This is a genomic window from Candidatus Woesearchaeota archaeon (genome assembly GCA_018303405.1).
Taxonomy (GTDB): Archaea; Nanobdellota; Nanobdellia; order Woesearchaeales; family JABMPP01; genus JAGVYD01.
The window spans coordinates 42525-66322 of record JAGVYD010000016.1; the positions used below are offsets into that span (position 1 = coordinate 42525).

Here is a 23798-nt window from a genome sequence, read left to right on the forward strand (position 1 = left end):
AAGATATAATGAATTGAGAAGTAGTATGATTATCCGTCTTTTAAAATCTCTATATGCTTTAAGATGAGGGATAACCCCCATTATGTCTCTAACAAATGTTTCGTAGATGTTGCCATTGCCGTCATATGTTTTTTTTATGTTTATAAGCTCAACAAAATGTAGGTATAAATTTTGTGGCAAGAAATTCTTAAAAAAGATTATGATTGGGATTAAGAATAGAAAAATAATTGGGATTAAATAGATTGAAACTTGTGAGATATTTATATTGTATATTTGTAAATATACAAGTAGTATTAGGCTGTTCAAGGCCATTAGATAATTTATAGTATCATCAAGTTTTTGCCTCTGCTGAACAAGAAATTGATATTGATTCCAGAGAAGAGGATACAATTCTTTAAAATTTAGCTTATTCTTCTTCAACCTTTTAACCCCTAATTTGGAATTATTATATCTAGATATTTAAAGATTAGTTTATTTGTCAATTCTTTTCAAGATAATATTAATTCTATATTTAATATCTTCTCCAGATTCGTATTAATGTCTTTTTTTCTTTGGTTTAGAATACCTAACAAAAAGAGTATCATAACCTAGGACAAATTGGCATTGCCAACAGATACGTTAGATTCTTTATTTGCTGGCACATTTCTATATTTTCTCATCAAAGCAGCTATATCAGCATGGCTTATCTCGCTTCGAAAATTCATCCTGAGTGATTTTTCACCATACAAATTTTTGTGGATGCTGTCTAGAATCTCCTTATACAGAGTCATCCATCTTCTTAAGGAATCTGATAGCTGACCTGTTTTTGATTCTTCATCCATCTGTCTTGTTATCCATAAGGATAACTTTGCGGCCATCTCTTTTTGTTGTTGTACTGGCTTATCAAAAAGAGGCATGAAATTATCCACTTCTTGTTTTGAGAAGTCAATTTGTACTATTTGGTTCGATGTTTCGGCAGGCAGAATTTCTATATTATGTAATTTTGATGAATTGAAAATTTCTAAGCTGCCTGGCCTATTGCTCCTGATTATTACTTCTTCCCCCTTACTTAATCCAGCCTTGTCCAATTCCTCTTTTGGCAAATAGGCAGAATAAGCTAAGGTTCCATTCGAGCGTTTGATACATTGAATCTTGGCCATGTTTCATATACTTTTTGGTATATGATTATTTCCTGGCTTTAATCATATACTCTTGAAAATCCAGGCTAAAGTTAGCTTTAGGGTATCCTAGAGAGCATTGCCATGAAATGTCACTACCACCCCGTCTAGCTCCTCTTTAAATCAGCTCTAACGAGGCTCTCTATGTAATCTGATATGTCTATCTCCTTGTCAATGCAATGTTTCTTAACAGATTTCCAAAGCTCTGAGTCAATCTTCAGGCTTGTGGTCTTTCTTGGCATAGTGTTCCATCGGTATTACTAATTTATATATTTATTGATTTACAAAAAGAAAGATTTATATATAAGTATTACATACTACTATAATACTAATGAGGTGCTATCATGACAGAAGAAACCCCCGAGGAAAAAAGGAAAAGGCTTGAAGCTATCTTGGAGAAGGCAGGCCTCAAAGGTATTGTGAAAATAAAAAACAAAGAGGAGCATATTGAATGTTGAAAATCTTTGAAGCTTCCTCCAACGCTCAACTAAAATTCGCTTATGGTCTGCTCTTGCTGTTGTGTTGCCAATTTATCATGCCCTCCCAAGCAATGTTATTATCATTGCAAAGAAGCCAAAAGCCAACAGTACGAGTAGCGAAAAAAAAATAAAACCTATACCCATTTTAAAGCCTGTTTCATAGGGATAGGCTACTAGAACCCTGATTGTGGGTTGTGGTGATATTTCATCCTTCGTTGTTTTCCCCATGTGTATACCCCCTCTATTTCCTATATGCCTGATTGAAAGTTGCTTTTTGCATTTGAATAATACCAATTATGCCTCCTGTGAAAAAAATATACATGAATATTGCATAAAATATTTTGAATCCGTTTGATACAGGCATATTGAATATCTTAAGGAAAGGAAAAAGAAATTTCTCACCCACAAAATAATAGAAAAGTGCAGTAACTATAGCACCAAGCAAAAATGCCCTTTTGTTATCCTCCTGGATGGCTCTTATGTCAAATCCTCCACTAGATTCCTCAATTTTTTCTTTTTTAAAATCCTTTAGAAGTTCTTCTGCTATCTCTTCATCAGCTCCTTTCTTGATTAATTTACTTTTTATCTGGTCTCGACTTAATCCTTCAGTTTGGTACTTATGGATAAGATTCCAAACTTTCCTTAGTTCATCATTATTTTCCGTCATTCATAAGGTTATTAGGGATGTATATTTATAAAGATTTCCTACGCTGAACCTACTCTCAAATAAATAGGAAAAACTACGCTATTCCTACCCATGACTTGGGAAGAAGTTTCATGGGTGCTGAGAGGAAGACTAAGAAGTAAGGTATTGGCAGCCTTAGATAAACCCAAAACAGCTACCATGCTATCAAAAGAATTGCAGACCCACAGGAGCACGATAAGCGAAATACTAATAGAGCTAGCAAGAAGGAAACTTGCAGTCTGTCTTGACCCAAAAGAGCCTTACAATCGATTTTATAAAAAAACAGAGCTGGGAAATAAGATAAATAAAAAGGCCACTGAATTATAAAATGGATTGTAACCTAGATAAAATATTAATAGGCATCACATTAAACATATATCATGAAACTTAATAAAGAAGAATTTTTAGCTTTAGTCGAAAAAGGTATAGAACTTCATCTTAAGGATAAAGCTGGGAAAGCTGATATCGAATTTGTCAGAAAAAAAGCCCCGCAAATCTTTAGTCTCATGGTTGAAATAAATGCCAATCGAAAATTGAAACTTCCCTCTACTGAAAATTCCTCAGAACGTGACCTCCTCCCCGCACTAAAGTGCGGGGCTTCCGGCAAAGGCATGTAACCTCAGTTGATGCACATCTTCTTGATGCCTCACATAATTATCGACCACGTCGATTGTGTTGTATCCGACGCTGTTTGCCAGTCCTCCCGGGCTGAAGAAATGCCCTTTTGGATAGCGAAGCCTGAAATGCTCATTGGAACGGAAAAGTTTGTAGCTCAAATTTCCTTTCAAAAGCTGCAATGCCTTGCTCTGCGACATGCTCGGCAGCGTCTCAACGCTGATGTGGATATGCTCTGGCATGACGCTAAGAACCCTTATGGCCATCTTATGCCTTGCCGCTGTCTCTCTGAGGATTTCTTCCGCAAGAATTTTATACTTCTCCTGCTTGAACATCCTGTAGCGGTACTTTGTGCACCATTCAAGATGGTGCACGTTTACGCCAACCTTATGCGCATGGTGCCTTAACTCAAGTGTTGCCATTTTTGCTCGTCCTCCGACGAGCAAAGCTCACGCTAACTTTGGAAGGTTAGTGCGTGACGCTGCTTACGCTCGTCACGCATTTTTATTTTTTCTTGCAGAAAAAATTAGCCATTCATCTCACGCAGTAAACTGCGGAGATTTCTGGCTAAGTGAGATTAAAAAACTTAAAGAACAAATTAAAGTAGCTAACTTGGACTTTTTTGATAATTTTGATACCGACGTTAGAAATGCTTTTTTCCATATTTCCTATGAATTTCGAGGAAAAAATATCGTTATTCACAAAATTGATAATACAGAAAAAGAAATTTCATTAAAAGATTTATTAATTTTGAATATGCATGCTGACAGAAGTGCATATGTTGTTATGCACATCTGTACATATTTGACAAAACAATAAGGCTTCATTTTCTAAGGATTCAATACTATACTGAAGATATATGTCTTAAACCTTGAGCAATTAGGATAAAATTCCTTTTTCCTTATATTTATGGATGACTTTGTAAGGGTAGTTTGAGGAATAGCCAAGATTCTTACATATCTCATCAACAGACACTCCTTGTTTATATTGTATGATTATGCTTATATCTCTGCTATCCATATCACTGCAAAACGGAAGAAATTCACTGCAAAATTTTATTTCGTTATCTGTTATTTGAGATTGACCATTTATTACACACAGGCCTCCCAAGATAGCCTTTATTTTTTCCATTGCACGAGGTAATGAAGGACTAAGTGATATGCATTGGTATTTGACCGACATATTTATCATTGCTTCATTAAATTCTATGTAATTGTTTACAATAGTACCTTTGAGTGTTATTTTGGAATCAGGTGCTATGGCTTTTTTCTGTTCAATATTTTTTACAAAGGCTAATTGTTGTTCATCGGTGAGAGAATAAAAGAAAGGGACTAGTCTTTCAATGAAAGTGTTATCCAGGAAGTTTTTCTTATTTTGGACATAGCTATTCTTAGTTATATTAGCGATGATATTAATTCGAGCTTTAAAATACAAATCTGATTTATTCCTTTCTCCATATTGGTATATTCCTTCAGATAGGACTTCTGCCATAGCATTCACCAACCTTTCTTTGGTTCTTTGTGTCTTGGAGGAAAGAAGAAGTGTCAAATCGTTGATACTTAACGTTTTATTTTGGCATTTTTTACCACTATCAAACCTGTCTATCAAACTGTGTATAGTAAAATCAGAACCTAAGTCAATTATTGATTTGTTACTGAATATATTTGTTAGCTCTATTGTGGTTCTACTTTTAAATTGGCCACTTGGAGCTATACATAATATCGAGAGAGGGATTACATCTCTATTTTTGATGAACATACTAGCCATCGCTGTTGCTTTAAACAATCCTAGATAGCCCAGGCTATACTTATTCTCAAAATAGTCATATATCTGCTTGGTATTGGTCATTGTTATCACTCTGGTATTTTAGATATGCTTTGCTCATTTCTATTACTGCCAAGGCTCCTCCTGTTCTACTTTCGACAAAGAGAAATGGAATTTTGTATTTGATATTCCAATGAAAAATGGTAGATAAAACAGAATGTGGGTGTATTTTAGACCTATATCTCCTATTTTCGATATCATAAATAGTACACTCAATAATGACCGCAAAATATTCTAGTTTCTGAGCCTTTAATAGTTCTTTTTCAAATCTCTCTCTATCTACGGTAATAGAATGAATAAAATCGTTTAATTCTTTTCTTTCTATTGCAAAACCAGGATACCCCCTAATTGAATAATCACCAACCTTGAGATTTTCCAACTCATGTTTGTATTTCAATTTTTCAAAGTATTCTGAATAAGGCTTCTGCTCTCGACTGTCGACAATTAGAATCATATTGAGTAAGTAAGGAGGATTAAACCTCCTTTACTCTGTACTGAGTATTCATACCCGTTCCAGATTTGAATACTCTGACCGTAACTGTCTTTCTCCCTTCCTTTTCTGCCATTTCAATGAAAGGTCTTAAGGCAGTAATGAATCTCCGAGATGTAGATAACAATTCTTTTCTTGTCTCTCTCCCATTCTCTACAACCACCATTGCCTTAATCCCTGTGGCTTCCTTTCCTTGGAATTCTCGAGTTATTTGACACCAATCTTTAAAAGTAATATCTGTTGGCGTATCGGTCACTTTGAAATATGGTGACTCGAAAATATTCCAATCAATTTTTTGTTCGTCCATTCTTCTCAGTCCTCCTCGCTATGATAAATTCCTCGAACTCTATGTCGGCCAGGAACTCATCCATAAAATCAGTTTCCATCTATACCATCTCCTTGTAGCTATCGCTAATTCTATTGTGTGAATCCAAAAAACAACACTTATTTATACTTCAAATCCTCAGAAGTTCTTGCTCGAAACTTCATTATCTTCTTTTTTATTTTCATTTATCACCTCTTTTGTACTTATTCTAAGAATTTCAGAAAATTGAACAGATGTTTGTTGGTAATCTCCGCTAACCATTAAAGTTTGGTCGAAAATTGAAATTATTCCCTTCAGAGCTTTTTCCCCTGAAGACGTTCTAATAACAACTTTACAAAATTTTCCATCAAATTCTCCGTATGGTTTTGTTTTGTTTTCCATAATTATTTTAAAGGAGTTTCATACCTATTTAATAATTACTTTTAATATATGGAGTCGAAAATAGTCGAATTTAGAAAAATTTAAATATCACTTAATTCTATATCTCAAATAACCATGCAAAACAATGAAACAAAGCTATGCTTAATATGCAATGCACCGATTGAAAGAGTTAAGGGTTCTGGTATTTTGCGAGTGGATAATAGAAAATATTGTAAAATCGAATGTGCCAAGAAAGTGAAATTAAAACAAGATAGTGAAAGAATGAAAAAGCTGCGAATAGCGCAAAAGCTAATTAAACAAATCAAAGAGGCATTATCACACTCTAGGGATGCTAAAGATTTTATAAATCAACTAATGAATAAAATAGAGGTGACTTCTAAAGAGCCATGGTTCAGTGATAAAGATGCTTATGAATCTCAGTTTAGTGACCCTGAAACTGGACATTTTGATAGAATGGAATTTGAAGAGCCAATCAGAGAGATTGTTAGAGACGAATTAATAAAGCATCTAACTCTAATGAAAGAAGAAATATTAAGTAACCATAAAAAATTAAATAAATTAACGGAGGCAAAGTAAAATGGATTCAAAAACACCAAAAACTGAAGAAAAAACAAAAGAAACTAACCTCCTACCGACGGAAAATAAGGTGGTGTCCTGGGTTCAAATCCCAGTCGTCCCATCTATTAATTCTGTTGATAATTATTAAATAGTTCCCACTTATTTATCATATACAAATTCTAATAAAACCCTCGCACCTGCAAAATGTCCTGCCAAATAAAGCATTTGTTGTTCTTTAAAACCTGCTTTTTTGCCAGCTTCCTTAATAGCTTCTTCATTAAATTCCATATAAATAGTTCCACCAATATCTAAGTCTACAACCGGGGCAACTCCTTTCCCTTTACTTGGATTATTTCCTATGACTTTTCCTTTAAGTTTTAACGTAGGCATACTACATCCCTCCATAGATTATTATATATACCCGATTCAGATTGAGATTTATATATTTATTGCATATTTTGCCTCTTTCAAGCGGCTACCAAACCTTTTATACTCACTTAACTACTCAGTTGAGTATTAATCTTACACTAAGTGTGTGTATAAATGAAGCAGCGAGTCAACTTGAGCTTAACTAAGAATTTGTTTAAGTTTGTTAGAAGAAGCCATAAAAACGTTAGTTTCTATGTCGAGAAACTGATTGTGAACGATTTAATCTCAAAGCAAAACTCAGTTCAAACTCAATTTCAATCTAGCAATTTCTCAAATCCCAGTCGTCCCATAAGATATTCTATCAATGGTAAATTGTATTCTTAAATTAAGGTAAAGATCTACCTAAAAACAAAAAATAACTCTGTATCAGTTGGATCAGGAAGTTAAATATCTATTGTTGGAGGATAATGTTTTTCTCTGTATTCAACTAAAGATATGTTTAAAAATTCCCATTCTCCCAATTTAACATCATATTTTATACCACTGAGAATTAAATAGTTAGAGTTGCTAATGTAATCAATTCCATTATTCTTTTCATCCTCGGTTGGCTCACTAGACCATCTTCTGAGCTCAAGATTACTTATGCCACCACAAACCCAACCATATTGACTATTTGGGTCATTGCACCCATTTTCACTGCTTCTTGGAATTCCGTCTGGATGCCAAAAACCAATCTTTTCTTCATTAGCCCCATGAACAATAAATGCGTATGCCAAAAATCCGCCCCCTGTATTGCTTATTATAGTGAAATTCTTAACTATAACAGCACTACTTATACCATATCTTCCAAAATTTATCTGTTTCGGCAATGCATTGTCTGGAGTAATTATCCAGCTGTAAATTATTTTGAAATGAGATATTTTAGGTGAATAAAGTTGGTAGTTCGTTGTTATGGATATTTTATCAAGGTTACTTTCAATTTTATCTGTGGGATTTGTTGCACAAGCAGTCAAATAAAGCATAAGAATGAGTAATATCAAAATAATGCATTTTTTAACTGGCATAAGCACCACTAAATAGATTATAGAAATTACAATATAAATAGTTTTCCACTCTCAAATCCATTCATTTGATTCCTCATAAATCCACAACATTTTTATATGTAATGTCCTATTAATGGGACAAGTGGACACAAAATGGGACAAGATAAGGTAAAAGAATTGTTTTTTGAGAATCCTTCAAAACAGTTTTACCTAAGGCAGATTGCAAAGCTGACAAAGGTTCCAAAATCAACAGTTGCAAGAATATTGAATCAATTGCTAAGTGATAGCATAATTGTACGAGAAAAATCAGAGCCATTTGACAAATACAGGGCAAACACTGAAGATTCACTGTACAAATTCCATAAGAAGCAATTCATGCTCGAAAAGATATACCAGTCTGGATTGATTGATTACATAGTTGAACATGCTCACCCAAAAACAGTTATACTCTTCGGGAGTTGTGCCAAAGGGGAATATGATGAAAAAAGTGATATAGATATTTTTATTGAATCTTCTGAAACAGGTATGAATTTTGACAAATTTAAGTTGAAGCACGCTATCAATCCTTACTTTGCAAAAAATATTATGGAAATATCGAAAGAATTAAGGCAAAACATTATTAATGGAAGCATACTGCACGGAATGTTAAAAATATGGCAGAAATAATGGATTTTGAGAAATGTAAAAGAGAGCATTTCAAAAAGGTTGAGCCTGATTTTGATAAAATAAAGTCCATCATAAAAGTAGCAGAAATCAGACTGAAAGCAATCATGCAAATACAAAAGGATGATGAAACTACATCCATTATTGTTGAAGGATATTATGAGATAATCAAAGAATTGTTGGTGGCCTTGCTTTTGAAAAATAGTTTGAAGTCAGACAATCATGAGTGCCTTATCTCTTATTTCAAGCATAATCACAAGAATTATGAGTATGAATGCATGATTATTCACCAGCTGAAAAACATAAGGAACAGGATAAATTATGAGGGTATTTTAGTCAAGATGCCTTATCTTACGGCAAATGAACCAGAATTTAATCACATAATCAATGTTTTGAAGGACTTAATTAAAGTATATTAAGCAATGTAATAGAAATCCCAGTCGTCCCATAAACTTTTCTTATTGATTTTATAGACTCATACCATTGATGTCCAATTTATTCATCTAATGAATTGTTCCAAGTCAATATTACCCCAAGTGTTATTACATCCCACGAATCCATTATAACTAGATTGTGGAAAGTGTTGTTCAACAAATTGTTTAAGCTTTGGAGACATTATATCAACTGAACTTGCATATTCATCGTTTGGTCCAAATGAATTTATTTGAATCTCTTTACGTGCAATATCATAAGAAATTGTGTGCATTCGATACGGCAGCCCAACTTTAGCTCTAATACTAATTGAACCTAAGTGCACATCAGACTTAATACAGTCTTCAGCTCCGTGATACAGACTAAAGCCTTTAATGCTACTTAATCTAGGAGCATTCGAAAAATGCTCTATTAATTTATCTTCTAGAATCTTAATGACCTCCCTTACTCTTGGTACTTTTTGCCAGACACTATCAGCTCTAACCCTGACATAAACCCCAGTATTGGATTCTGGTTCGTGATTCACAACAATAAATTGAGCAATATTTTTAGCAGTTATCTTTTCCATTTAAACCACTCCATATTAATCAGTTTCAACTTAACAGAAATAAACATTATTATATTTAAGTTATGGCTCTCCTTTTTAGGAGGAACAAAACAAAAGACTTTAAATACTACAATAAATTGATGAGCATATGGACACGGTGGATTTGGAAAAAATTGGATTAACAAAAAACCAATCTACAATATATCTTTCACTTGTGAAAATAGGCATGAGCACTGCCCATCATATAATGAAGGATACTGGTTTGCATAGCTCTCGAATCTATGAAGGATTGGAAAAGCTCCAACAGTTAGGATTAGTGAGTTTTGTTGTTAAAGATTACAAGAGATATTTTCAAGCAGCTGGTCCAGAAAAATTATTACAATACTTGGATGAAAAAAAGCAAATAGTGATGCGATTATTGCCTGAATTAAAAAAACTTGAGTCTACTAAAAAAGAGGATTTTAATGCATTTATATATAAGGGTAAAGACGGATTGAAGACCATACATAGTCAAATGTTGAAAGAAGGAAAAGATGTTTATTTAATTGGAGCCAAAGGAATCATATTTTCGCAACTTCCTTATTTTATGCCAAATTTTGAAAAAGAGAGAATAAAGAAAAAAATAAAATTTCATTTAATATATGATAATATGAAAGTAAAAAAATACGAAGAACAAGTAATCAAAAGAAAATATTTCTCTGGGAAGTCCTTTCCTTTAGGATTCGTATCGAATACTGTAGTAAACATATTTGGCAATAAGATAGCTATTGTTTTATGGAAACAAGGATATCCAATAGGTTTTATGATAGAAAATAGAGATGTGGCTGATTCTTTTAGAAAGTGGTTCGACTTTATTTATGCAAAAATATGAACTGACTAAACAGCGAAATTGTTTATCCTCCATAAATTTATCAGGGAAACATTTAAATATCAAGCTATCTAAGAGATTAGTATGTCAGGAACAGCAGCTGTAAATGAAATATCAGAACTCAAAGAAATTGTCCTTGGAATGAAGCACGACTTAGATTTCATCAAAGACCACTTTGAAGACAGATATTTATCAGAAAAAGACAAAAAAGCGCTTGATGAAACGCTCAAAGCTGAAAAATCTGGAAAGCTAAAATCAATGAAAGATGTCTTTGACTAAAATGGCTTTTTCTATCAGTTTCGGACCGCAAGCAGACAAATTTATTGCAAAACTTGATAATCAAACAAAAGAAAGAATTAGAGATAAAATAGAGAAGCTTCAGGAAGACCCATTTCCAACTGAAGTTGAAAGAGTGGAAAGCTATAAGAAAGAGAAAGTCTTCAGGGTTAGAGTGGGAGATTATCGCATTCTTTACGTTGTAAGGTTTGAGACAAAAATGATTCTTATTGCCAGAATTGATAAGAGAGAAAGGGCTTATAATAAGAATTAGTTTGCCTTTTCATAGAGGCTACCAATTCTTTTATATTACTTCATCATAATCGTGCGTAGATTTAACTCAAGATTTATGCGCATGACTATGAAACAACGAATTAACTTAAGCTTAGAAAAAGAACTGTGTAAGCTGCTCAAAAGGAAGCAAATAAACATCAGTAAATACGTCGATAAACTAATAACAAATGACTTACTTAGTAGAGCTTCAGTTGGACTTCAGTTGAGTCTAAGTTAAGTTCTTTTTCAAATCCCAGTCGCCCCATAAGTTTTTTTCTGCCTACTTGAGTTAATAAACCAAAACATTTAAATATTAGTAAGATTAATCTTACTTAGGTGATAATAATGGACATAGCAATAACCAGAATGAGCTCAAAGGGGCAGATAGTCATACCTTCTGAAATGAGGGGGGATTTGAAAGAGGGAGATAAAATAGCAGTAATACAGGAAGGAGACAACATAATCCTCAAGAAAGCCAATAAACTGGCTAAGAATTTTGATGAGGATCTCGAATTTGCACGAAGGACTGAAAAAGCCTGGAAAAAATATGAAAAGGGTGAGTTTGTCAAAATGAGTTTTGATGATTTCCTAAGCAAAGCAAAAAAATGGTGAATGTCAAATTTCATCCTCAATTTAAGAAGCTGTTTGAAAATATCAAAGATAAAAATTTGAAACTTAAAATAATAAAACATTTCATTAAGATCAAGGAAAATCCTGAAATCGGAAAGCCGATGAGATACTCAAGAAAAGGAACCAGGGAAGTTTATATTGCACCCTTTAGGTTGTCTTACGCTTATGTTAAATCAGAAGACACAATCTTATTACTGGATTTATACCATAAGGATGAGCAATAAAATCAAATCCCAGTCGTCCATCTCACATTTTTTCTCAGAACGCATTGCCGATTGGCGCAATCTTCGCTGCTATTATGTTGAATATTAGCATCACAATCAAGGCAATGGCAGAATAAAGTATGCCGGCCCGCATCATGTTCGAGCCAACTGTGTATTGCTCGTTCAGTTTGTCAGAGCCGTTCTCAATCCCATTCACCATGAAAGAGAGTATATAGATGATTTGCACAACGTATACGCCAACTATGATCTGGAAGTAATAGACAGGTATCCCGTTTCCGAAAAACCCTGAAAGCGATTGCACCCCCTGCTCCCCTGCCACTCCTGCGCTGGAGCTTATGCTTTCCATCTTGTCGCCCAGGCTGCCGAGGATGGAAGTGACCATCGAGGTTATCCCGATGACAATACCTGCAATCACCGGGGAAAGGAATGAAATTTGCGTTTTCATCGAGCTGATTGTCTCGGACATCAGGTCCGTCAGCCTTTCATTGACCCTGTGGATTTCCTTGATATATTCAGAGACATTGATGATTGCCTTGGCGGCTATCTTCGGGCCTTTCTTGGAGGCTTCAGTCAGGACTTTCATGCTGCTGTTGATGACCTTTGACGGGAATTGCTGGATTGCGCCGACCCTTTCATCGAAAATGGCCTGCTCAACTGACATGCCAAGCTTCCTTATGTTATTGGAAACAAGCTTGAAGAAATCCCCTGACCTTGTGCCCTGCATTGTGTCCGCAACCTTGTCAAATGCAATTTCAGATGGAAGGCCGTCCGCCAGCCTGTTGCCCAGCTGGAACAGGGCAGATGCAAACTCTTCCTCCAGCTGCTTGGTTCGTTTTCTTATCTCATAGACATTCTTTGAAGTGCTCTTGTAGTATATCCCTATGCCGACTGCCAGGCCGAGCGTGACAAAAATGCTCAGGAAGCCCGCTATAAGCCCGTAAGGGCCGATGAACTTTTCTGGATTGTTTGTATCCTCCTTATAGTTCATGAGCTTGAACACCCCTGATTCCCCAATCTCAAGCTCAAATTCAGGGTTTAGCATGTGCAGTATCACGGGGGACAGGCCAATGAACATCAGCAGGCCGCCAATCAGGCACGCGACCAGCAAAGGCGGGATGAAAATTTTTGTAAAGCCGAGGTCAATTACAATATTCTTGTATTTCTTCAGCTCAGGCCTTCCTTCCGAAATGTCAGAATCGCCGTACCCGGTTGGCCTGCTTGAGAGAATCTGCTTGCCGAGATAATAGACACCGGCGGGCATCAGTATGTCATAAATCGCCATGATGTGGTACCACTTCACCTCTTCCATAAATGAAACAATCAGCGGAAGGATGACCAATCCCAAAATGGGCAATACAATGCCAAGCATGTGCAGCATGGTAATTGGCGACTTCAGGTTCTGCGCATAATGCAGCATCTTCTCATAGGTTTCATCCAGCATCACTTCCAGCGCCTTTTCAAGAAGCGAAAGCCTCCTGTCTTCACTGCCTTCGTAAAGTGATGATTCTATCAGGTGGAATGACTCAATGTATTCAATGTTCCATTTTCTCCATGACTCAAGATAGGCATCCAGCGATTCCTTGACCGAGGAATATTTCTCAGTTTCGGCGTCCCAAAGCACTTTCTTGAAGTCCAGTGCCAATGGCCCTGTCAAATGCTCAGCGGCAAATTGAAGTGCATTCTCCAGGTTGCTGGTGTGCCTCATGTGCATTACAACATAAAACACTGAGATGACCATCTGGTTGCTTGCGGCCAGCCGCCAGTTGTTGGCAAAATATGTGGGCAGCTTTCCAAAAACAAAAATCAGGGAAATCCCGGCCACGATGAAAAAAAGCAGGAAAAAGGATGAGTTCAGCATGACGAGGCTGAAGGCGCTGCCGAGGATAATGAAAAGTATCGGGACAATGAGGGCAAAGCTTGCTGCTCCTTCGGGCGTGATGTTGAGATGCGTTATCTCAATCGCATCCCTGAGCTCTTCCTCGCGTTTCTTGTCAGGCCTGATCCTGATTATGCTTTCCGTCCAATTGCACAGTTTCTCGTAGATGCCAAGGTGCTTTGGCATGATCTCCAGCTTGAAGTCATTGTATTCCTTGCTGGTCACCGGAGTTGCAACTACGGTCCCCTTGTCTCCCAGCTCAGTTTTCAGCTTCTCCTTGTATTTGTGCAGGATGGAGTCAATCTTGGCCCCGTCCGGCCCTGCCTCAGCCAGAAATCCTCACCTCTTTTCCGCGCTTCATGCAAATTGCTCTTCTTCTGAATCCGCAAATGATTTTTTCCTGATCTCCCGCTTGAGCCAGTTTTCCCATTCAGAGTAAATCCTTTGCGGGTCCAGGCCGCCTGTGTTCTGCTTTATTCTTTCTGAAATCCTGTGGAACATGTCGTTGCTTTTGACAACAAATGGCGCTTCAAGCATGTCAGCATTGCCAATCTCCTCTGCCGTTGAAACAAGCTTTTCTTTTACCTTGCCCCTTAATACAATGTTGTCCCACACGGCATCCCAGTTGCCGGCAAAATCCTTGATATTGGCAGCAATTGATTTCAAGGTGTCAGAATCGCCATTCAGGAGGTCCGAAGTCGGAAGCAGCTGGTCTGTTGTCACATCATATTTCATGAGGTCTACAAACGCCCCCTCTGTCAATGGGTCATTCTCCCATTTCTTCCTGACCTCAGTTATTTGCAATACCCTTCTCATCCTGTGTATTCCATCAGGGCTCTTGATTGGATTGACAATGACAATGATGTCTGTGGCCTTGAAGGAAGTTTTGGGGACGCCGATATCATTGACAACCCTGTCGTAAATGCCATAGGGGCTGTCGCCATGGATTGTGCCTGCAACTACATTTGCAGCAGCGCCAACCCGCATTGCCTCATAGAGTGCCTTTGCTTCCTTGCTTCTGACTTCGCCTACAATAAGCGCGGAATCCCCAAGCCTGAGAGTTGCCCTGATTCCATCTTCAGCGCTGACCTCGCTCCCTTCCTTTGCAAGAGCGCTGGCGACCTTCATTGCCTGGATATTGTAGCCAAGGCTCCGGAGAGAGTTTGTGGGCAATTCCAGCGTATCCTCAATTGTGATTATCCTGTAGCGCCTCATTATCTCAACCATAAGGCTTGACAGCAGGCTGCTTTTGCCGCTGCTTCTTGTTCCTGCAATAAGCAATGCGCGCGAGCCGTCAATTAGGAAGCTAAGAAGGCCGGCAGCAAGCGGGTCCAGCATTTTTGCCTTGATAAACAATGGAAGGGTCCATGGCTTGTCCCTGTGCCTCCTGAATGAAAAGGCAAGGCCCGATGGATCCAGGGGTGCTGTGATCACAGCTACCCTCGCGGATGCGTATGGCAGCTCAAGCTCTGTGTCAAGTATAGGGTCGGCCTCATCCAATGGCCTCCCCGAAATCAGCCTGAGCTTTGAAGCCCATGATTCTGCCTCGGCTGCAATCGGGATAATATTTGTGGAGCAGTCATCATAATCCTGGTGGACAATGAACATAGGGGTTTTTCCCATTGGGCTGTTGATAGAAATATCCTGTATCTTTTCATCCTGCAGCAGGACTTCAATCAATCCAAATCCTATTGTGTACCTGACAAGAATTTCAGTAAGCTGGTCAAGCTCCTTGTTTCTCAGCCGTATTTTCCTGTAATCAGCCAATTCTTCAAGCAGGTCCCTGCCGATGTTGTAGAAAACCTGCCTCACGCTTCTCGGGTCGGTGAATTCACTCTTTGTTGGCTTGTGCTCTGCAAGGATCTTTCTTGCCATGTCAAGGAGCTCGTACTTGTCTTCATCAAGCCTGAATTCCGGCGGGATTATGTGGTACAGGTATTGGACACTGCCTGGCACTGAGAAGATTGTGACTTCTGTATCCGCGACATTGTAATTGTCCAGCTCTTCGCCATCGGTCGGGTAAGTGGCCATCAGCTTTGTGTACATGAAATCAGGCTTTATTGACGGGATGAAGAATCTGCGATACACAGTCCTGTCCCCTTTTTTGAATCCCGCAAGGTATGGCATTGCAAGGGCAATAATCCTGGTTTTTTCGAGCTCCCGCACAAGGTAGGCGAGCATCTGGAAATATCTCTGCCCTGCCCTTTGCTCGCCGGGCGGAAGCCTGTCCATCGTTATTTGCTCTTCCCTGAGAATGCGCTTGAGTTCAACATAAGTTCCAAAAGGGTCGCTTTTGAAGCTGCTGTTCATCATTGTCTGGATTTTTGAGTATTTTTCCGCATATTGCGCAGCAAACCCCTGGCCTGCAAGGCTCTGGTACATCATCATGCCGCGATGCACAACCCGGGCGTAATATTCTGCCAGCTCTGCCAGGAACCTTGTCTGCGCGAAGTCGTATTCATAGTCCCTGCGCTGGGTGTAGATTATCTTTGACGCCTGTTTTACCTCAAGAAGTATGTCAAATGTCTTGGACATGGTCACGGGGTCGTCCTCAAGTGATGGCAGCCGCGGATAGTCCTCGCAGTCAATCCTCAGGGTCCTGCCTTCCCCATCACGCACGACTTCATAGTCCCACTGCGTGCTCTGCTGAATTTTCTCCATTTACCTCTTTTCCTCTTTTTTTTCCTGCTTCCGCAGCAGGTCAATTGCAATCTCAATAAGGTGAGAACGGTTCCTGTATTTGTTCCTGGCCGAGATTTCCCTGTCAACCCAGCTGATAAGGTCTTCCTCAATAGTTGCGCTGATCGGCTTTTTCATTAATCCACGCCTTGCAGTTCCTGCGTATATATGATAAAATGTATATTATATTATAAAATAAATATCATAGCTCGATATATGATAAAATAATATATTCATTATATAAAGTTTTTGATGGTTCGGCCAGGCCGAAACTTATACTACTTGGGTATACTCACGTAAAATTTATTATAGGGTAAGCCCAATTACAGCATATGGCAGACAATATCCCCCCTTCATTGCAAAGCATGCAGGCAGCGCCTGTTGCCATGCCGCAATCCCAGGCTCCTGAATCAGGCGGCCTTTTCAAGCACGGGGGCACAGTTGACCTCGGCCCGGTTTATGGTGAAATGAACAATATCAGCGTCAGGCTGAGGATTGCTGAGGAAAGGTACACTAACCTCAGGAAAAAAACCCAGCTTATCGAGCAGAATATGCTGGCTGGCCACCGGAATGCCAACCTGGAAATCAAGACTACAAACGCAGACCTGAACGAGATTAAGAGGGAATTGGCCGACATTAAAAGCAAGCTCAACCTGATGGCGGGGGAATTCCGGACATTTGCCAAAAGGGATGATGTTAAGGTGGTTGAGAGGTATGTGAACCTGTGGAGCCCGCTCAACTTTGTTACGGCTGCCGAGGTTGAAAAGATTGTCAGGAGATTGCTGGACAAGGACCTTTCAGCTGAAAATGCAGATGATGCAAAAAAGAGATAGTTAAATTTAGGAGATTAGTTCTTGCGACAATCAGCTGCTGGCAAGCAGGGCCTGTATCACTTTTTTTGCCGCGTTTTTTGTGCGGGGGTATGCAGCAACCCTCAGCGTGATATGGTAGCAGTTGCCCTCGTCTGTCACCTGAAGGCTGTTTTCCTTGATTAGGGATTCCTTGTCAAGCCGCAAAAAAAAGTTCATGCCTTCATCAATCCTGGATTCAAGCTGGCCGTGTATCATTTCCTTCTGCCGTGCCGTGAATCTTGCAAAAAGCTTCCTGATGAATGAATTGATGTGCCTGTCCTTGGCCAGCACAACTTTGAATATTGTGATTTTTTTCCTGTTGAAGCCCTCGGCGGCCTGTTCTTCCAGCCCGATTTTCTCAGTTTCAATGTCAAAAGGCAGCAGCCTCGCCAGCCCTTTCTTCACTTCAGAAATGTCATCATCTTCCTTCAGAAAAACGCGGATTTCCACCCTCGTGCCCACTTTCATTTCTCAGATTTTCAAATGATTAAGTTTATATAACTTCTCAATTTTTGGGATGGCATGAAGCATACATGGCAGGCGACCCTGCTTCTCATGGCCCTATTCCTGGCAACAGAGGCTGTAGGATTGGTGATACTTCTGAGTTATGTTGATGTTGACAGGACAGCTGAGACAGGCATAACGGCATTTGAAAGCCTTCCTTTTGACATGGAACGGCCTGACATAGACGAGTCGCTTTCCTACCTGTACATAGCTGCTGCGATAATAATCGGGACGATTATTTTGCTGGTGCTCATAAAATTCAGGAGGGTTGGGCTCTGGAAATTCTGGTTTTTGATTGCAATTGCCTTTACCCTGACCTTTGCCATTGGCGCATTTGTTGATGAGATGATTGCTGTTGTCATTGCCATTTTCCTGGCGCTTTGGAAAATTTACAGGCCAAACATCTATGTGCATAACCTGACGGAAATTTTGATTTATGGGGGCCTGGCAGCAATCTTTGTCCCGATAATCAACATGTTTTCAGCGTTCATGCTCCTGATTTTGATATCAATTTATGATATATATGCGGTTTGGAGGTCAGAGCATATGATTGAGATGGCTAAATTCCAGACTCAAAACAGATTGTTTGCAGGCCTTTTCATCCCCTATGGCAAAAAGTTTCCACAGGATGAAAAAAAGCCGGAACAGGAAGAAAAAATTGATGAGAAGGAAGTTGGGAAATATTCCATTGAGAAAAGGCGCACGGCAATCCTCGGGGGAGGAGACCTCGGCTTCCCGCTTATATTTGCAGGGGTGGTAATGAAAACCCTGATAAATGGCCAGGTGCCTGTGCTGGATGCGTTTACGCAGTCATTTATCATAATACTTTTTGCCGGCATTGGTCTGTTTCTACTGCTATACAAGTCAGAGAAAGGCAAATTTTACCCGGCAATGCCCTTCATTAGCCTTGGCTGTTTTCTGGGCTATGCCCTTGTGTATTTTCTGTGAAACCCCTTCCGGCAGTTTACCAAAGCCTTTTAAATCCATATTCCCTGCTGTTTCCTGCGAGCTAGACCGGGAGGACAGCCGTCTCTTGTAACCATAAACCGGCTTCATGATGGGGTCGAAGCCTTGGGAAAGGTAAAGGCTGTCGTGGCAGTCTTGGCAAGTACTATGAGACTTTGTCCCACAGGATTTTTGCTCGCGGGAAACGTGTCAGGCCAGGAATGGAGCAGCACTAACTGCATGCAGGAATGCTTGAGGGGTAGCGGAGTTGAGGAGGTGTCAGGGTTAACTGGCGCGGTGGTTATTTATCGATTCCTCGGCGCGCTCGCGCTTATATTTTGTATATGCTGATACTGCATATATTCTAAAAGAGGCTGAAGGCCATTTATAGCGGTGACAACATGGATTCATTAGTGAGTTTGACAGCCAAAGCATTGAAAGAAAAGCAGGAACAGGGAAGGCATTACAGCGCACTGTCCAGTGAAGAGAGGAAAGTCCTGGGCTGGCCGGTGGGAGTAAGGCCAATCCGGCAATCTGGCAGCAATGGCCAGGCACATTCCTTTGAACAGATTGTCGAGGGGGGGAAAGTTCTTTTCCTGTATCGCAATATCTTTGGCTTTGATTTTTCAACCTCTAGCCCAATAACTGTTTCCGATTCTGATTGGTTGGAAAAAGGGGATTCTTCAATGTATAGGGGGTGGGCATTGGTTGGCAATACGTTTGTAAGGCCCTTGACGATGAAAACACCGGTAGAGTACATTGATACCGTGATTGACAGCCTTGAAGAATTAAAGGAGAATGGATTAATCCATCCATCCAATGAGATAATTGTCACCCCATACCGGCATGACCCTGACTATTACACTGTTTGGAACACCTCGGATTATGTCACGCCTGTGGCATCCTTGGGAAATGTTCTGTACAAGCTAAGCTATGGAAAGCAGCAGAATAATGGCAGGGCAGAATTAGAGAGGTATAAGGAAGAATTTTCCAAAATTCTCGGCTATGTCATGGATTTTATGATAAAGGCTGACAGGCGCTTCCCTGATGTCCATGGGGAAAATGTAGGGCACAGTGATAATAAAATATATTTCCTGGACCAGCACGGCTTTTATCGGCCTGGCAAAAGGGATGAAGTCCCGATGGGCAAAAAAATCACTGATTGTATTTTTGATGTCATGACCATGAGCAGGGAAGCATATATGGATAGGGAGAAGATTGCCCCAGGAAGCAGTGATGAGATGGTTTTGCGACACATAGCAAAATCCATCATCCGCAATCTGGGCCGTGAAAAGGCTCGGGGCTTCAGGGTCCAGAGGGTTGGCCTCCATACGGGCAGCGTGATCCCAAAGGTGGAAAACCATATAAAAAAATTGTTAAAGTGATTGCCTCACGTTACCTCACAACATGAAGGAAATTATGCGAGAGCTTAATCCTTATTGTCTTGCCATAGCCAAACTTGTATTCCCTTGGCACAGAATCAATGACAACAATTCCCTTTCTCATGTCAGAGGTGACTTCAAGGGTTTTCCCCGACGCTAGCACCTTGTTGGTTATTTTTTGCTTGTTTAGCGTCCTGAAATACGGCTCGCGGGAATGGATTTGGTATTCATACTTGTTTATCTGCATTGCCCTGCCGCCGGCTGACTTTATCCAGGCATGGCTGCCCTGGGGGGTCGAGACAAGAAGGCCTGATGACCTCTGGAATTCGGAGTAATTGCCGATTTTAAGCTCATAGTATGACATCCTGTAAGGCTTAATGTCGCCGATGAACACTTCATTTAGGGCCAACGGAAGCTTTTGTGCCCCAAGATAACTCTCAAGCCTTGGCATGCTGAGGCTCCTGAATTTTCCGCTGGCGACTGAAGCCAGCTTTTTCTTGAAATCCTTTTTAGTGCAGCACATGAAGAAGCCTTCCTTGTGCCTGGGATTTGAATTTACCCCCAGCAATAGCTGATGGCCTGTTACATGCTGCGCAGTGCGCAAAAATGTGCCATCCCCTCCCACAACCACAGCCAGGTCAGCCCCTGAAAAAATCTTTTTCGAAAGTTTTTTTCTCAGGATGTAGATTGCATTGTAGTTGCCCAGGCATTTCCTGACCTGCGCCATGGTCTGCCCGTGCTCATGCGAAGGGTCTTTCATGTAAACAACAACGACCTTCCTGATTTGCATTCTCCTGTATTTCTCTTTTTTTGCCATGATTAGCTGTGCCTCATGCCATTATGAGGGGGACATTTTATTATATTTTAGCAAAATCTACTTCACAAGAATTGCCGGCTTGCCGGGCATTGCCTGCCTGGCCTTGCTGTCCTTTGAGTCCTTTTCATGCTCAACAATAAAATCGCACTTGAATTCCCTTTTCAGCATTGCTGCTGCCTCATTAAGGGCTGCCTTTTCTTCATTCGGGGCCAGGACCACAGATGGCAGCCGCGAAGGGTCGGCAACAAGCCTTGGAACCAGTTTTGTGATGTCCTGTGCATGTTTCTTCAGGCCAGTGGACATGATGTACTTCATTATATCACCCACATTTCGGGTTTCATTTAATTTTTCCTTGAGTGCCTTTACAAACTCAGCCTTCCATGATTCTGCCACAATTAAGGTAATGGATTTGGGGGCACCTATTTGTGTGAGCTTCAAAACTGAGAGGATATCCAGCCTTACGGTGTCGACAAGCTCATAAGCCCGCTCAACCTTGAGGTCAATATGCTCCTCCTGCATTGCCGGCCACTGGGAAGTGGAAATGAAATTCTTGTGGCCGATTGTTCTCCATAGCTCCTCGCATGCATGCGGGGCAAAGGGCGCCATCATAAGCACAGTCTTGTTCACGCAGTCTGAAAGTATTGCGCTGTTTGCCTCATTTTCAGTTGAATACTTATGGAGCAGGTTCACAAATTCCATTATGGAGACAATAGCCTGGCTGAACCTGAATTCAAAAATGTCAAGCGACACTTTTTCGATTGTGCTGTTGAACTTGCTGAGTACGTACCTGTCCATATTGTTCATTTCATTTTTCTTCAGGGCAGGATGCATCTCTATCCTGTTATCCTCAACCAATCTCACCAATTTGAGCAAAAACCTGTGAATTCCCTGTATTCCTGAATCGCTCCATTCCAGCTCCTTCTCAGGCAAGGCTGCAAAAAGGATAAACATGCGCAGTGTGTCTGTTCCGAATTTCTTTGTGATTTCCCTCGGGTCAACAACATTGCCCTTGCTCTTGCTCATGACCTGGCCGTGCAGGGTAACCATGCCCTGTGTCATAAGCCTGGCAAACGGCTCGTCAAAATCCAGGAGCCCAAGGTCTCTCAGGGCTTTTGTAAAGAACCTCGCATACAGCAGGTGCAGGATTGCGTGCTCAATGCCGCCTATGTATTGGTCAACTGGCATCCAGTATTTTGCTGTTTCGCCGGAAAATGGAAGCTTGCCATTTTTTGGGTCGCAATATCTCAGGAAGTACCATGAGGAATCAACAAATGTGTCCATGGTGTCTGTTTCTCGCCTTGCGTCCTGGCCGCATTTTGGGCATTTGGCCTTGAGAAATGCCTCGCTTTTGTCAAGCGGGTTTCCTTCGCCGGTGAATTGCACATCAGTCGGCAGCAAGACTGGAAGGTCTTTTTCATCCACGCCAACCACACCGCATTTGCTGCAATAAACAACCGGGATTGGAGTTCCCCAGTACCTTTGCCTTGAAATCAGCCAGTCCCTTAGCCTGAACTGCGTTGTTTTCTTTCCAAGGCTGTGCTTTTCTGCAAATGTGATTATCTTGTCAATTGCATCAGTGCTTTTGATTCCATTGAAATCGCCGGAATTGGCCAGGGCCCCTTCACCAATATAAGCGCCCTTTATTCCGGCTTTCAGTTTCTCGTCTGTTGGCTCGATGACATGCCTGACCTTAAGCTTGTATTTCATTGCAAAGGCAAAATCCCTGACATCGTGGCCAGGCACTGCCATTATCGCTCCTGTGCCGTATTCCATGAGCACAAAATTTCCAATGTAAATCGGGATATCTTCCTTGGTGAAAGGGTTGATTGCGTGCCTGCCTGTAAAGCACCCTTCCTTTTCCTTGTCATCAGCGCGCCTGGAATATTTCTCCTGGAGGATTACCTTGTTTACGAATTGCTGGACAGCCTTTTCGTGCTCTGTCCCCTTTGCAAGCTCAAGGGCAAGGGGATGCTCAGGCGCCAGGACCATGAACGTGGCACCATAAATTGTATCAGGCCGTGTTGTGAAAACCTCTATGCTGCTTTTGAATTCCCTCACTGGAAAATTGAGCATCATGCCATGGCTTTTTCCGATCCAATTGGTCTGCATGGTCTTGACCCTTTCAGGCCAGTGCTCGAGCTTGTCAAGGTCCTTAAGAAGCTCTTCGGCATATTTTGTAATCCTGAAAAACCATTGCTCAAGATCCTTGATTTGTACCTGGCTTTTGCAGCGCCAGCACCTGCCATCTTCCACCTGCTCATTGGCAAGCACGGTCTGGCAGCTCGGGCACCAATTGACTTCTGACTTGCTTCTGTAGGCCAATCCCTTCTCATAGAATTTCAGGAAAATCCACTGGTTCCATTTGTAATAATCAGGGTCGCATGTGGCAATTTCCCTGTCCCAGTCATAGGACAATCCAAGCTCATGCTGCTGTTCCTTCATTATTGAGATATTGCTGAAAGTCCAGCCCTTTGGATTGACCTTGTTTTTAATTGCAGCATTTTCTGCCGGAAGGCCAAAGGCATCATAGCCCATTGGATAAAGGACATTGTAGCCCTGCATCCTCATGAACCTTGCATAGCTGTCGCCAATAATGTAATTCCTGGCATGGCCCATATGCAGGCCTGAGCCTGATGGATAAGGGAACATTTCAAGGCAGTAGAATTTTTTTTTCTTTGAATCAGCATCTGCTTTGAATATGCCTTCCTCTTGCCACTTCTGCTGCCATTTCCTATCTATCTGTGCAAAGTCCATGGCTAAAAAAGATTGCCGGAATGTATTTAAAGGTTGTGGAGAAAAAGGGATTGTCTGTTATCCCGAAACTGGTTTACATCACGAAACTGCTTTACATAATTCGTCCCAAACTTCTTTTGGCGTTTTGTAATTCAAGCTCATATGGGGCCTT

General features: G+C 40.4%; 32 protein-coding genes and 1 other RNA gene. 16 read left to right on the forward strand and 17 right to left on the reverse strand.

The genetic code is table 11. From position 1 onward, the window contains the following. Positions 1–587: 587 nt before the first annotated feature. The 3 genes from J4227_06685 to J4227_06695 form a co-directional block, all read right to left on the reverse strand. Positions 588–1139 carry a hypothetical protein gene (locus tag J4227_06685; GenBank protein MBS3110187.1) on the reverse strand — a complete coding sequence of 184 codons (552 nt, stop codon included), beginning with the start codon at positions 1137–1139 and terminating at the stop codon, positions 588–590. Between the two features lie 551 nt (positions 1140–1690). After that, positions 1691–1864 carry a hypothetical protein gene (locus J4227_06690; GenBank protein MBS3110188.1) on the reverse strand — a complete coding sequence of 58 codons (174 nt, stop codon included), beginning with the start codon at positions 1862–1864 and terminating at the stop codon, positions 1691–1693. Positions 1865–1877: 13 nt separating this feature from the next. After that, positions 1878–2303, reverse strand: a complete 426-nt coding sequence (locus J4227_06695) for a hypothetical protein (GenBank protein ID MBS3110189.1) — start codon at positions 2301–2303, stop codon at positions 1878–1880. 90 nt (positions 2304–2393) lie between these two features. On the opposite strand from J4227_06695, the gene J4227_06700 reads away from it, so the two are divergent. Both J4227_06700 and J4227_06705 read left to right on the forward strand, forming a co-directional pair. Continuing rightward, complete coding sequence (locus tag J4227_06700; GenBank protein MBS3110190.1) at positions 2394–2648, forward strand: ArsR family transcriptional regulator; 255 nt, start codon at positions 2394–2396, stop codon at positions 2646–2648. Positions 2649–2701: 53 nt separating this feature from the next. Then, entirely contained in the window at positions 2702–2938 is a 237-nt protein-coding gene (locus J4227_06705) for a hypothetical protein (protein MBS3110191.1), read from the forward strand. Here the strand turns inward: J4227_06705 and tnpA are convergent. Then, a complete protein-coding gene (gene tnpA, locus J4227_06710; protein MBS3110192.1) occupies positions 2906–3358 on the reverse strand; it encodes an IS200/IS605 family transposase in 453 nt (150 codons plus the stop codon). The two genes, J4227_06705 and tnpA, sit on opposite strands and share 33 nt — an antisense overlap. Before the next feature lie 49 nt (positions 3359–3407). On the opposite strand from tnpA, the gene J4227_06715 reads away from it, so the two are divergent. Continuing rightward, complete coding sequence (locus tag J4227_06715; protein ID MBS3110193.1) at positions 3408–3755, forward strand: hypothetical protein; 348 nt, start codon at positions 3408–3410, stop codon at positions 3753–3755. Between the two features lie 60 nt (positions 3756–3815). Here the strand turns inward: J4227_06715 and J4227_06720 are convergent, their stop codons facing one another. From J4227_06720 to J4227_06735, 4 genes are all read right to left on the reverse strand, one after another. After that, positions 3816–4784 (reverse strand): helix-turn-helix domain-containing protein, encoded by a 969-nt coding sequence (locus tag J4227_06720; protein ID MBS3110194.1) that lies wholly within the window; start codon positions 4782–4784, stop codon positions 3816–3818. Continuing rightward, positions 4759–5214 carry a hypothetical protein gene (locus J4227_06725; GenBank protein ID MBS3110195.1) on the reverse strand — a complete coding sequence of 152 codons (456 nt, stop codon included), beginning with the start codon at positions 5212–5214 and terminating at the stop codon, positions 4759–4761. The genes J4227_06720 and J4227_06725 overlap by 26 nt, the downstream gene beginning before the upstream one ends. Positions 5215–5233: 19 nt before the next feature. After that, the gene (locus tag J4227_06730) at positions 5234–5557 is read right to left on the reverse strand and encodes a hypothetical protein (GenBank protein ID MBS3110196.1); all 324 of its coding nucleotides are present in this window, start codon (positions 5555–5557) and stop codon (positions 5234–5236) included. A 156-nt stretch (positions 5558–5713) separates the two neighbouring features. Then, positions 5714–5956: a hypothetical protein gene (locus J4227_06735; protein ID MBS3110197.1), complete on the reverse strand. Its 243-nt coding sequence runs from the start codon at positions 5954–5956 to the stop codon at positions 5714–5716. Between the two features lie 114 nt (positions 5957–6070). Between J4227_06735 and J4227_06740 the strand changes: the two genes are divergently transcribed. After that, the gene (locus J4227_06740) at positions 6071–6532 is read left to right on the forward strand and encodes a hypothetical protein (protein ID MBS3110198.1); all 462 of its coding nucleotides are present in this window, start codon (positions 6071–6073) and stop codon (positions 6530–6532) included. A 141-nt stretch (positions 6533–6673) separates the two neighbouring features. On the opposite strand, the gene J4227_06745 is transcribed toward J4227_06740, so the two are convergent. After that, positions 6674–6904 (reverse strand): hypothetical protein, encoded by a 231-nt coding sequence (locus tag J4227_06745; GenBank protein ID MBS3110199.1) that lies wholly within the window; start codon positions 6902–6904, stop codon positions 6674–6676. Between the two features lie 422 nt (positions 6905–7326). Continuing rightward, positions 7327–7947, reverse strand: a complete 621-nt coding sequence (locus J4227_06750; GenBank protein ID MBS3110200.1) for a hypothetical protein — start codon at positions 7945–7947, stop codon at positions 7327–7329. A gap of 132 nt (positions 7948–8079) precedes the next feature. Here J4227_06750 and J4227_06755 point away from each other — a divergent pair, with 132 nt between their 5' ends. Both J4227_06755 and J4227_06760 read left to right on the forward strand, forming a co-directional pair. Continuing rightward, positions 8080–8592 (forward strand): nucleotidyltransferase domain-containing protein, encoded by a 513-nt coding sequence (locus tag J4227_06755; protein ID MBS3110201.1) that lies wholly within the window; start codon positions 8080–8082, stop codon positions 8590–8592. After that, a complete protein-coding gene (locus J4227_06760; GenBank protein ID MBS3110202.1) occupies positions 8580–9008 on the forward strand; it encodes a hypothetical protein in 429 nt (142 codons plus the stop codon). The genes J4227_06755 and J4227_06760 overlap by 13 nt, the downstream gene beginning before the upstream one ends. A gap of 80 nt (positions 9009–9088) precedes the next feature. Here J4227_06760 and J4227_06765 read toward each other — a convergent pair whose 3' ends face one another. Continuing rightward, on the reverse strand, positions 9089–9589 hold the full coding sequence (locus tag J4227_06765; protein MBS3110203.1) for a hypothetical protein: 501 nt from the start codon (positions 9587–9589) through the stop codon (positions 9089–9091). A gap of 127 nt (positions 9590–9716) precedes the next feature. Between J4227_06765 and J4227_06770 the strand changes: the two genes are divergently transcribed. From J4227_06770 to J4227_06795, 6 genes are all read left to right on the forward strand, one after another. After that, positions 9717–10439, forward strand: coding sequence for a hypothetical protein (locus J4227_06770; GenBank protein ID MBS3110204.1), 723 nt, complete (start codon positions 9717–9719; stop codon positions 10437–10439). 81 nt (positions 10440–10520) lie between these two features. Beyond that, positions 10521–10715 (forward strand): hypothetical protein, encoded by a 195-nt coding sequence (locus J4227_06775; GenBank protein MBS3110205.1) that lies wholly within the window; start codon positions 10521–10523, stop codon positions 10713–10715. 1 nt (position 10716) lies between these two features. Further along, positions 10717–10986: a type II toxin-antitoxin system RelE/ParE family toxin gene (locus J4227_06780; GenBank protein ID MBS3110206.1), complete on the forward strand. Its 270-nt coding sequence runs from the start codon at positions 10717–10719 to the stop codon at positions 10984–10986. 87 nt (positions 10987–11073) lie between these two features. Next, complete coding sequence (locus tag J4227_06785; protein MBS3110207.1) at positions 11074–11223, forward strand: type II toxin-antitoxin system CcdA family antitoxin; 150 nt, start codon at positions 11074–11076, stop codon at positions 11221–11223. A 107-nt stretch (positions 11224–11330) separates the two neighbouring features. Next, positions 11331–11597 (forward strand): AbrB/MazE/SpoVT family DNA-binding domain-containing protein, encoded by a 267-nt coding sequence (locus tag J4227_06790; protein ID MBS3110208.1) that lies wholly within the window; start codon positions 11331–11333, stop codon positions 11595–11597. After that, positions 11591–11839 (forward strand): type II toxin-antitoxin system RelE/ParE family toxin, encoded by a 249-nt coding sequence (locus tag J4227_06795; GenBank protein ID MBS3110209.1) that lies wholly within the window; start codon positions 11591–11593, stop codon positions 11837–11839. The genes J4227_06790 and J4227_06795 overlap by 7 nt, the downstream gene beginning before the upstream one ends. Positions 11840–11873: 34 nt before the next feature. Here J4227_06795 and J4227_06800 read toward each other — a convergent pair whose 3' ends face one another. From J4227_06800 to J4227_06810, 3 genes are all read right to left on the reverse strand, one after another. Continuing rightward, positions 11874–13940: a hypothetical protein gene (locus J4227_06800; protein ID MBS3110210.1), complete on the reverse strand. Its 2067-nt coding sequence runs from the start codon at positions 13938–13940 to the stop codon at positions 11874–11876. Positions 13941–14072: 132 nt separating this feature from the next. After that, entirely contained in the window at positions 14073–16376 is a 2304-nt protein-coding gene (locus J4227_06805; protein MBS3110211.1) for a type II/IV secretion system ATPase subunit, read from the reverse strand. Then, a complete protein-coding gene (locus tag J4227_06810) occupies positions 16377–16532 on the reverse strand; it encodes a hypothetical protein (GenBank protein ID MBS3110212.1) in 156 nt (51 codons plus the stop codon). 194 nt (positions 16533–16726) lie between these two features. On the opposite strand from J4227_06810, the gene J4227_06815 reads away from it, so the two are divergent. Further along, entirely contained in the window at positions 16727–17227 is a 501-nt protein-coding gene (locus tag J4227_06815) for a hypothetical protein (GenBank protein ID MBS3110213.1), read from the forward strand. Positions 17228–17257: 30 nt separating this feature from the next. On the opposite strand, the gene J4227_06820 is transcribed toward J4227_06815, so the two are convergent. Next, complete coding sequence (locus tag J4227_06820) at positions 17258–17713, reverse strand: hypothetical protein (GenBank protein MBS3110214.1); 456 nt, start codon at positions 17711–17713, stop codon at positions 17258–17260. Positions 17714–17767: 54 nt separating this feature from the next. Here J4227_06820 and J4227_06825 point away from each other — a divergent pair, with 54 nt between their 5' ends. The 3 genes from J4227_06825 (at position 17768) to J4227_06835 (ending at position 20079) form a co-directional block, all read left to right on the forward strand. Continuing rightward, positions 17768–18697 (forward strand): hypothetical protein, encoded by a 930-nt coding sequence (locus J4227_06825; GenBank protein ID MBS3110215.1) that lies wholly within the window; start codon positions 17768–17770, stop codon positions 18695–18697. Between the two features lie 54 nt (positions 18698–18751). Then, positions 18752–19025, forward strand: an RNA gene (ffs, locus tag J4227_06830) — signal recognition particle sRNA. Positions 19026–19095: 70 nt separating this feature from the next. Then, positions 19096–20079 carry a hypothetical protein gene (locus tag J4227_06835; GenBank protein MBS3110216.1) on the forward strand — a complete coding sequence of 328 codons (984 nt, stop codon included), beginning with the start codon at positions 19096–19098 and terminating at the stop codon, positions 20077–20079. Between the two features lie 10 nt (positions 20080–20089). Here J4227_06835 and J4227_06840 read toward each other — a convergent pair whose 3' ends face one another. After that, positions 20090–20893 carry an NAD(+)/NADH kinase gene (locus tag J4227_06840; protein MBS3110217.1) on the reverse strand — a complete coding sequence of 268 codons (804 nt, stop codon included), beginning with the start codon at positions 20891–20893 and terminating at the stop codon, positions 20090–20092. A gap of 57 nt (positions 20894–20950) precedes the next feature. After that, the gene (gene leuS, locus J4227_06845; GenBank protein ID MBS3110218.1) at positions 20951–23647 is read right to left on the reverse strand and encodes a leucine--tRNA ligase; all 2697 of its coding nucleotides are present in this window, start codon (positions 23645–23647) and stop codon (positions 20951–20953) included. Positions 23648–23798: the final 151 nt, after the last annotated feature.